This window comes from Chitinophaga filiformis (assembly GCF_900102545.1).
Taxonomy (GTDB): domain Bacteria; phylum Bacteroidota; class Bacteroidia; order Chitinophagales; family Chitinophagaceae; genus Chitinophaga; species Chitinophaga filiformis.
Genome location: NZ_FNBN01000001.1, coordinates 534,429 through 543,355, shown reverse-complemented (window position 1 = coordinate 543,355; position 8,927 = coordinate 534,429). Strand labels below are relative to the sequence as shown.

The window sequence follows — 8,927 nt, the reverse complement described above, 5'->3', positions numbered from 1 at the left end:
GCGTTGTTAATTGTGTGGAATGAATGATTCATCGCGTTTCCCCGGGGTTTCACCCCGCGTTACAAACGTAAGGCTCCTAACGGAGCCTATTACGTTATGTTGAATGTGTTGTTTGTAACCGTGTGCCTTTATTGTTACCCCAAATCAATCTCCGTATTATCCCCGATATTCAAACTCTGACTCAACCCACGAATATTCGCATCACTACCAATCAATGACGACTTCAACACCACCTCATACAAATTACTGAACGATCCGATAATCGAATCCTTCACGATCGAATAATTAATAACAGTATTATCCCCGATCGCCACATTAGGTCCAATAATAGAATTCTTGATATTACATCCCTCTGCAATACTCACCGGAGGGATAATGATCGTATTCTCATAAGGATGCTCGTGATTGCCATGCATTTTATCTTTACTCAGGAGAATAGCATTTGTTTCCAGCAGCGTTTCCTTCCGGCCGCAATCAAACCAGTTGCTTACCTTGAAGGTCTTGAAGGTAACGCCATGTTCTATCATGCACTGCAGTGCATCCGTCAGCTGGAATTCGTCGTGCGATTTCTTCTGATTGAGAATGTTCTGTTCCAGGCAATCGTATAGTTGTCCAGTCTCTTTTATTTTATAAACACCTACAAGGGCAAGGTTGGACTTAGGGATCTGTGGTTTTTCCACTACCCGGATGATGTTGTTGTCCTCATTCAGTTCTGCCACACCAAAATTGCGGGGATCATCCACTTTCTTCAGGCCGAGCATAGATACCGGAGCCGCGATTAGTTCCTGGAAGTTGCCTTCACAGATCGTGTCGCCCAGTACGATCAGGATCTCATCGTCCTGCACTACCTGCCTGGTCAGCAGAATGGCGTGTCCGGTACCCTCACGACTGTTCTGCTGTACAAAGTGACAGGTCAGGTGAGGATATTTCTTCTGAACATAGTGCTGGATCTTTTCCCCCAGGTATCCGATGACAAACACAAATTCAGTAATACCAGCTTCTGCCAGCTGGTCAATGATGATGCTTAATATAGTTCTGCCCGCAAGGGGAATTAATGCTTTCGGCTGTGTATATGTATGAGGACGTAGCTTGGTGCCAGCACCAGCTACAGGTATAATGGCCTTCATGTACGCAGGTTAGTTTAAATGATCCGTCTCGTTCTCTTGTACCGAGGGCGTGAAGGTAGAACAAAAAATGAAAATAGTCCATAGGGCAGGCAGAACCAGTTAACAAGAGCTTGAACTATCGTCTATGGATTATTAAGTTTTCTAGTATTTATAACTGTAGTAATGTGTTTTTGTAGCAAAAAAATCTAGCTACTATCCTTTATTCACTATGCACTATTCGCAAATTCGATTACCTTTGCAGCAAATTTTCAAAGTACATACAATGCAAAGAGATCTGCAAATATTTAATATCATCGGCCAGGAGCTGGAACGCCAGCGTCATGGCATAGAATTGATTGCATCGGAAAACTTTACAAGTCTGCAGGTAATACAGGCGATGGGGACCGTGCTGACCAACAAATATGCGGAAGGCTATCCGGGACGTAGATATTATGGTGGCTGTGAAATCGTGGACCAGAGCGAACAACTGGCCATTGACAGGGCTAAGCAGATCTTTAATGCAGAATATGCGAACGTACAGCCGCACTCCGGCGCACAGGCAAATGCCGCAGTAATGCTGGCTATCCTGAAACCAGGCGATAAAATCCTGGGACTGGACCTGAGCATGGGCGGTCACCTGACCCACGGCTCTCCGGTAAACTACTCAGGTAAGTTATACCAGGCGCTTTCCTATGGCGTAAATAAGGAAACCGGCCTCGTAGAATACGATAAAATGGAAGAAATCGCGCTGAAAGAGAAACCACAACTGATCGTGTGTGGTGCCTCTGCTTACAGCCGTGACTGGGATTATAAACGTATCCGCCAGATCGCTGACCAGGTAGGTGCTTTTGTAATGGCAGATATCGCGCATCCTGCTGGTCTGATCGCTAAAGGATTGCTGAACTCTCCGTTCGAACACTGTCATTTTGTAACCACTACCACCCACAAAACATTGCGTGGTCCCCGTGGTGGTCTGATCATGATGGGTAAAGACTTTGAAAATCCGTTCGGTCTGAAAACACCAAAAGGTGAGATCCGCATGATGAGCTCACTGATCGATACTGCCGTATTCCCTGGTATTCAGGGCGGTCCGCTGGAGCACGTAATTGCTGCCAAAGCAGTTTCTTTCTTCGAGATCCTGACCGACGAATACGATGCATACGCAAAACAGATCATCAGAAACGCCCAGGCAATGTCTAAAGCATTCGTGGAAAAAGGTTATGAGATCGTGTCTGGCGGTACTGACAACCACCTGATGCTGATCGATCTGCGTAATAAGAACATTTCCGGTAAAAAGGCAGAACAGGTACTGGTAAAAGCAGACATCACTGTTAACAAGAACATGGTGCCTTTCGATGATAAATCCGCTTTCGTTACTTCCGGTATCCGTGTCGGCGTACCAGCTATCACCACCCGCGGAATGAAAGAAGAGCACATGCAGCAGGTAGTATCCTGGATCGATGAATTGCTGATGGATGCTGATAATGAAGCGCTTATCACTAAGGTAAGAGGTTCAGTGAACGACTTTATGAAACAGTTCGTACTGTATCCTGAATTGTAAGTCAATCAGAAACAACGATAAATGAGAAACGCCTCACAATCTGTGAGGCGTTTCTTTTATTTTATACTCCGGGTAATATCTATTTCTTCTCCTTCATTGATGGACTTTGCAAAGTTCCGGATATCCTCATTCCGGATCTTCTTAAACCCGACGACCGTCTTTCCCATCTTGGGAATGAGTGAAAACCCCCAGGCCTGGAACATCTCATCGCTGATGTCGGAATGACAAAGCGGCATCCCGTTCACCGGATCGAAAACCACAGGCATATGCACCTCCATACTGGGCGTATTACGATCGAAGGTTGAGAATACGCCTGCCGGCACATACGCTACGACAGTGCTGTCAAAAGTATCCTTACGGATCAGACTTTCCAGTTCCTCCTGGTTCACATAACGGATAGGATAGGGGTAATCCCGTTTTGCCGTATTGGCTTCAAAAGCTTCGTCCAGCCATTCCCTGCACAATACCAGGGTCTTACCTTTCATCAGTACCGCATTGTGTTTGATCTCTTTCTGCAGAATAGTGGACGATTTACCATCCAGCTGTTCGTTGAACACAAAGGTGGCTAAGCGCAATCCCACTGCCAGATCGACAAAATCAGGGAACCTGTCAGACATATTCTGTATGTAAAAAGGATACTGAGGGTCATTTTCTATAAAGGTCATATTAATGACCGGGATGCTAAGGTCTTTACTATCCTTTTCCCATAACAGGGAGGTGGTGTAGGTACGTGCATATTTGGCGTAACGGCTTTTGACGCCGGGTTTAACATGCAGCGACTGACAGTCCATCACAATGCTGGTTCTGTCATTCTTCTTGCGGATCTTTTCAATTTCTTTTTCTGTGCGTACTTCAATAGTAGCGCCACTGTTCACTGTCCAGAATTGCCTGACTGCTTCCGGGAAGTCCTGGTTTAATTGTTTGATAGCCTGCTTATAAGCATTTGCCATTTCAGAGGAACTACGGGCGAGTTGCTTTAAGATCTTCTTATCAGGTTTTTCTTTCACCACAAGGATCCTGGTCCTTTTTTTCATCTTCTCGAGGTCTTTCGTCTTTACGAACTGCGCGGATACCGTAATCGCTGAAAATAAAAGGCTTAAACAAAGCAAGGCTGCTATAGGGCCTTTCATAGGAGTTATATTTTAGTTTAAACCACGAGCAAATATAACCTATAAAAAAGTCTTAATGTGTAGAAATGCTTCTACAGGGAAAAGTTATTGAAAACTAAACATTAAGCGCAAAATGATGCACTTGGTGCACCCGAACGTCAACCGGTACATCCCGGCGAACAACACCGGATCATTCGCTGCATTAGACCCCTTTAGGGGGCTCATTGTTTGTAGCGCGGGGTGATAACCCCGGGGAAACGTAATGGTTTCATTCCCCCGAACGTCCACCGATGCATCCCCCCGAAACAATACGTAATCATTCGCTGCATTAGACCCCGGTAGGGGTCTAATTGTTTGTAGCCCCGGGTTTCAACCCAGGGGATGGAATGGGGTTCGCAACCCCCGGGGGGATCGAATGGGTTTTCAACCCCTGGAAATGTAATGGTTTATCCCCCCGAACCAACACCGATGCACCCAAAACGTCAACCTGCACATCCTGCGAACAATACATAATCCCTCGCTGCACATAATTTTTTTGGAATTATAAAAAAAACCTTCATACATTTACAGTGTACTAGATATGTAGTACACTAAATCACTAAGCTATGATATCTATCCAGAATCTCTCCTTCAGTTATCGGAAGAACAAACCCCTCTTCGAGAACCTGAACCTGCAACTGGAAGCTGGTCACATCTATGGTTTACTGGGAAAGAACGGAGCCGGTAAATCCAGCCTGCTGAAACACATTGCCGGTTTATTATTTCCACAGCAAGGCCATTGCAAAGTAATGGGCTTCGAATCCCGCTACCGCCAGCCCGCTTTTTTGCAGAACCTGTTTATGGTCCCTGAAGAGTTTTACCTGCCACAGGTACACATCAAAGGATACCTCAATACCTATGCGCCATTCTATCCCAACTTCGACCGCAAGGCCTTTCATAACTACATGGAAGAATTCCATATTCCTGTAGATCAGCGGCTGACGGAAATGTCGTACGGACAAAAGAAGAAAGTGCTGATCAGCTTTGCCCTGGCCGCCAATACCAAAGCACTGATACTGGACGAACCTACCAACGGATTGGATATCCCTTCCAAAAGCCAGTTCCGTAAAGTGATCGCGGCTGCCGTAAGCGATGATAAATGCATCGTGATATCTACCCACCAGGTACGCGATCTGGATAACCTGATCGATAGCATCGTGATCATCGACGATCATAAGATCATCTTCCGCCAGAATGTGGAAGCAGTCACCGACAGGCTGTGTTTTAAGAACGTAACGAATATGGCTGAAGCTGGGAATGTATTGTTCTCGGATAGTTCTATCCGCGGGCATGCTGTTATCACTCCTAATGAAGGCACAGAACACAGCCGCATTGATATGGAATTATTGTTCAACGCTGTGCTGGAAAAAAGGGAAAGTATTTCTCAAATCTTTAACTAACCCCTGCTACTACTTATGCAAACAAATAATGTTTTTAGCGCTGGCCGCTTTGGCCTCTATATGAGAAAACACCTGATAGACAATTACCGCATCTACGGGATGTCAGTCATCGTTTTGACAGTGTTGTTGATCATTATTCTGCTGTTCAACTTATCCGATAATTTCAGGGTACAGCCTGTCATCAGCAGATTAATGCCATTGTATTTTATGGGGCTGTTCCTAACAGGGCTCATCTTCACAAGCCTTTCCTTCAGTGAACTAGCCAATAAATCACAGGGCATAGATTACCTGCTATTCCCTGCCTCGCAACTGGAAAAATATCTCAGCACGTTAGTGGTAACTACCATCGGTTTCCTGCTGATTTATCACTTTGCTTTTTACCTCGCTTACCTTGGTATAGATGGAGTACTCGCATTGCGCACCGGCCATCATATGGAAAATGATCTGCGCCGTGAGTTCAGTAAAGATTATGTGAAGTATATCTATTACGGATGGTTTATCACGCAGGCTGTCATGTTACTGGGTACTATCTATTTTCAAAAGTATAGTTTTATCAAAACCGTATTCCTGTTCATGATATTTTTGCTGTCCTTATATTTCCTGAATACCCTCTTTGCTTATATATTCTTTGGCAGCCGCATGGTTGGCTGGAATGGGCAATTCCCTTTTATTGGTATCAACGTGATGCTGGGTGAACATCCTTCAGAATACGCTCCTCAGACACATAAATTCCTGATGCTGCCACCAAATGTGAGAGATGGGCTCTTATTCTTTGCCAAATACCTGGTCACGCCCATGCTTTGGACATTAGCATATATGCGGTTAAGAGATAAAGAGATGTAATCAAGGCGATGCCTGTTTAAAAAATTGTTTATGGAATTCAAAGAATCACAAGCGATATATCTCCAGATCGCAGATCATATGTGTGAGCAGATATTGCTGGATAAGTGGAAGACGGAGGATAGAATTCCTTCTGTCCGGGAACTGGCAGTGCAACTGGAAGTGAACCCCAATACTGTAATGCGTACCTGTGAGTATCTGCAGCAGTATGAGATCATCTATAATAAAAGAGGGATCGGCTACTTCGTTACCCCCAACGCGGGAAAGAAAATAAAGCAACTGAAGAAAGAACGTTTCCTGGCCAATGAGCTGCCACAATTCTTCCGCAATATCTACTTACTGGATATAGAACTGGATGAATTAAAAACACACTACGAGAAATATAAAAAATCTCATTTCAGATAATTTATTAAAAAGACATTTATGAAGACCAGTAATAAATTATTACTCTCTTTCGTGGGACTGATCGTTTTGCTGATGCTGCTCTCCGACACAGTGATGTGGGCTAATTATAAAAGAGGAAGAAGCGGAGACGGATTATTGACAGATGATGATAAAAACGGCAAAGAACGCAAAACTCCTGTCAGCGCATTCAAAGTATTAAAGATAGAGGGAATATCAAGCGACCGTCTGACTGTTGAAAGAGATGAAAAATACCAGATTTATTTTTGGGGAGAAAAGGATCGTAAGTTTGATTACTCCGTTCAAAATGATACGATGTTTATCAAAATGAAAGACGGCGATGATTTTGTGTTGGAATGTCCGGCATTGCAAACTGTGATCTTATCTGAAGGAAACGGTGTTTCTCTGCGAAATTTTAATCTGCCTTCGTTGAACATACTGGCAGGTAAATCCTGTAATGTTCAACTGATCGATATGAAGGTAAATGTACTGGATGTAAAAGGTGGCGAAGAGAATGAATTTGAAGCTGCTGGTAAAAACAGCCAGGTTGATTCCATCTACCTGCAATTAGGAAAGTCCAGTGTGCTAAGGTCCTATGCAGTACCTTATGGCCATGTGTCAATGGCCGTAGACAGCTTGCGGGAGCTGGAATTAACCGGCGAATCATTAACCAGCATGAAACAGATCAAATAACTTTTTTTATAACGAAAGACAAAAAGGCTATGTTGATAGAGGCCCGCTTTCAAGCAGGCCTCTTTTGGTTAAATATTCAAAAAGCAATCACTTATTAATGGAAAAGGCCAGGATCTGCATCCCGGCCTTTGTATATGTCATAGAGGTATTGTTATTGGAATTGAGTGGCAAGATAGGCCATAGTACCGATCCCCACTTCGATCGCATTTTCGTCTACATCGAAAGTAGGCGTATGTACGCCGGAAGTAATGCCACGGGCAATATTCCCTGTACCCAGTCTGAAAAAGCAGGCCGGCACGATCTGGGAATAGAATGCAAAGTCTTCTGCACCCATACGCACTTCAGTATCCTCCACGTTCGGTAATCCCAGGAATTCTTCCGCGAGAGAACGCGCCTTGCCAGTCACCCCTTCATTGTTATACAGGCAGGGATACCCCACCAGGATCTCCACTTCTATTTCGGCACCCATAGCATGAGCAAGCTCCGTAGCCTGTTTTTTAATGATCTCATGCGCCTTAAAACGCCAGGTTTCATCCATGGCGCGGAAGGTCCCCATCAGTTTTACCTCGCTGGGAATTACGTTGGTCGTATATCCTCCGTTAAAGGCACAGATGCTCAACACAGAAGGGGAGAAGGGATTATTATTACGGCTGATGACCTGTTGCAGGCTTACCACTATGTGAGATGCCACCAGGATAGTATCCACCGTCAGATGTGGCAATGCCGCATGACCGCCCTTTCCTTTGATCGTGATATAGATCTCATCGGCACTGGCCATGTATTGTCCAGCTCTGAAACCCAGCTTACCGGCTTCCATCGTCGGCTGCACGTGCATGCCCAGGATGGCGTCGGGACGTGGATTTTCCAGTGCGCCTGCCTGGATCATCAGGCTGGCCCCTCCGGGATGTTTCTCTTCACCGGGCTGGAATAATACTTTGATAGTGCCTTCAAATTCATCCTTCAGCTCCTGCAGGATGCGGGTAGCACCCAACACACAGGTAGTGTGTACGTCATGCCCGCAGGCATGCATCACACCTTTATTGAGTGATTTATAAGGTACATCATTGGCCTCCGTAATAGGAAGTGCATCAATGTCCGCCCGTAAGGCGATGGTTTTGGAAGATGGATTTTTTCCTTCTATAATGGCAACAATGCCGGTTCCGGCAACGCCGGCTGTATAGGATACGCCAAATTCATCCAGTTTCTGTTGCAGGAATTTTGATGTCTCATATTCCTCGAAAGATAATTCAGGATGGGAGTGGATATGGCGGCGGATAGCAACGAACTCCGGCGCATACTGATGCGCTAGTGCTTTAATACGATTCTTCATTCCCTTCTTTCTCTGGTGTCACATTAATAATGGCTGGTACCACAAATATGCCGCCCGGGAAGTTGTCTGAAAGTTTATCCCGCAGGTCGGCTGCCTCTTCGCGGCTCTTAAAGTCGCCCACGCGTACCTTGAAATACGGAGCCTGGTAATCCATATAAGTACGGTAATCGGGATATAAGTGCATTACTTTGGCCTTTATATCGTTAGCCTCATTCCTTTTGTTGGTAGAGATGACCTGTACCCTGAATCCCGGCTGATTCCGGATGGCCAGGGTATTGATGTAGATCTGCTTCCTGACCAGCAGGTCGAGACGGGGGTCTTTTACAACCTTCACGCCACCTGTGCTGGCGATAGGTGCGTCCTGGGCCATGGCCAGGCCTCCGATCAGCAATCCGGAGAATAATAATATTAAGTGTTTCATATTCATCTGTTTAGAAGGATAATCAC

General features: G+C 45.2%; 9 protein-coding genes. 5 read left to right on the top strand and 4 right to left on the bottom strand.

Features of this window, described 5'->3' with window-relative positions; genetic code table 11:
• Nucleotides 1-134: 134 nt before the first annotated feature.
• The gene (locus BLR32_RS02255) at nt 135-1,127 is read right to left on the bottom strand and encodes a sugar phosphate nucleotidyltransferase (protein ID WP_089828611.1); all 993 of its coding nucleotides are present in this window, start codon (nt 1,125-1,127) and stop codon (nt 135-137) included.
• A 262-nt stretch (nt 1,128-1,389) separates the two neighbouring features.
• Between BLR32_RS02255 and BLR32_RS02250 the strand changes: the two genes are divergently transcribed.
• Complete coding sequence (locus tag BLR32_RS02250) at nt 1,390-2,667, top strand: serine hydroxymethyltransferase (RefSeq protein WP_089828610.1); 1,278 nt, start codon at nt 1,390-1,392, stop codon at nt 2,665-2,667.
• A gap of 56 nt (nt 2,668-2,723) precedes the next feature.
• Here BLR32_RS02250 and BLR32_RS02245 read toward each other — a convergent pair whose 3' ends face one another.
• Nucleotides 2,724-3,797: a hypothetical protein gene (locus BLR32_RS02245; protein WP_089828609.1), complete on the bottom strand. Its 1,074-nt coding sequence runs from the start codon at nt 3,795-3,797 to the stop codon at nt 2,724-2,726.
• A 584-nt stretch (nt 3,798-4,381) separates the two neighbouring features.
• Here BLR32_RS02245 and BLR32_RS02240 point away from each other — a divergent pair.
• Genes BLR32_RS02240 through BLR32_RS02225 form a run of 4 tightly spaced genes read left to right on the top strand, consistent with a single transcriptional unit; the run spans nt 4,382 to nt 7,150 of the window.
• Nucleotides 4,382-5,215, top strand: coding sequence for an ABC transporter ATP-binding protein (locus BLR32_RS02240; RefSeq protein ID WP_089828608.1), 834 nt, complete (start codon nt 4,382-4,384; stop codon nt 5,213-5,215).
• A gap of 15 nt (nt 5,216-5,230) precedes the next feature.
• On the top strand, nt 5,231-6,058 hold the full coding sequence (locus BLR32_RS02235) for a hypothetical protein (RefSeq protein WP_089828607.1): 828 nt from the start codon (nt 5,231-5,233) through the stop codon (nt 6,056-6,058).
• Between the two features lie 30 nt (nt 6,059-6,088).
• Nucleotides 6,089-6,460 carry a GntR family transcriptional regulator gene (locus tag BLR32_RS02230; RefSeq protein WP_089828606.1) on the top strand — a complete coding sequence of 124 codons (372 nt, stop codon included), beginning with the start codon at nt 6,089-6,091 and terminating at the stop codon, nt 6,458-6,460.
• A gap of 18 nt (nt 6,461-6,478) precedes the next feature.
• Nucleotides 6,479-7,150, top strand: a complete 672-nt coding sequence (locus BLR32_RS02225; RefSeq protein ID WP_089828605.1) for a hypothetical protein — start codon at nt 6,479-6,481, stop codon at nt 7,148-7,150.
• A gap of 151 nt (nt 7,151-7,301) precedes the next feature.
• On the opposite strand, the gene BLR32_RS02220 is transcribed toward BLR32_RS02225, so the two are convergent.
• Together BLR32_RS02220 and BLR32_RS02215 are read right to left on the bottom strand one after the other, a co-directional pair.
• The gene (locus BLR32_RS02220; protein ID WP_089828604.1) at nt 7,302-8,480 is read right to left on the bottom strand and encodes a M20 metallopeptidase family protein; all 1,179 of its coding nucleotides are present in this window, start codon (nt 8,478-8,480) and stop codon (nt 7,302-7,304) included.
• Entirely contained in the window at nt 8,464-8,901 is a 438-nt protein-coding gene (locus tag BLR32_RS02215) for an SPOR domain-containing protein (protein ID WP_176842134.1), read from the bottom strand. Before BLR32_RS02215 ends, BLR32_RS02220 begins: the two co-directional genes overlap by 17 nt.
• Nucleotides 8,902-8,927: the final 26 nt, after the last annotated feature.

Excerpts from the sequence above, each read along its gene's own strand:
- BLR32_RS02220 (WP_089828604.1), bottom strand. The coding sequence starts at position 8,480 with ATGAAGAATCGTATTAAAGCACTAGCGCATCAGTATGCGCCGGAGTTC.
- BLR32_RS02215 (WP_176842134.1), bottom strand. The coding sequence starts at position 8,901 with ATGAAACACTTAATATTATTATTCTCCGGATTGCTGATCGGAGGCCTG.
- BLR32_RS02230 (WP_089828606.1), top strand. The coding sequence starts at position 6,089 with ATGGAATTCAAAGAATCACAAGCGATATATCTCCAGATCGCAGATCAT.
- BLR32_RS02240 (WP_089828608.1), top strand. The coding sequence starts at position 4,382 with ATGATATCTATCCAGAATCTCTCCTTCAGTTATCGGAAGAACAAACCC.
- BLR32_RS02245 (WP_089828609.1), bottom strand. The coding sequence starts at position 3,797 with ATGAAAGGCCCTATAGCAGCCTTGCTTTGTTTAAGCCTTTTATTTTCA.
- BLR32_RS02225 (WP_089828605.1), top strand. The coding sequence starts at position 6,479 with ATGAAGACCAGTAATAAATTATTACTCTCTTTCGTGGGACTGATCGTT.
- BLR32_RS02235 (WP_089828607.1), top strand. The coding sequence starts at position 5,231 with ATGCAAACAAATAATGTTTTTAGCGCTGGCCGCTTTGGCCTCTATATG.
- BLR32_RS02255 (WP_089828611.1), bottom strand. The coding sequence starts at position 1,127 with ATGAAGGCCATTATACCTGTAGCTGGTGCTGGCACCAAGCTACGTCCT.
- BLR32_RS02250 (WP_089828610.1), top strand. The coding sequence starts at position 1,390 with ATGCAAAGAGATCTGCAAATATTTAATATCATCGGCCAGGAGCTGGAA.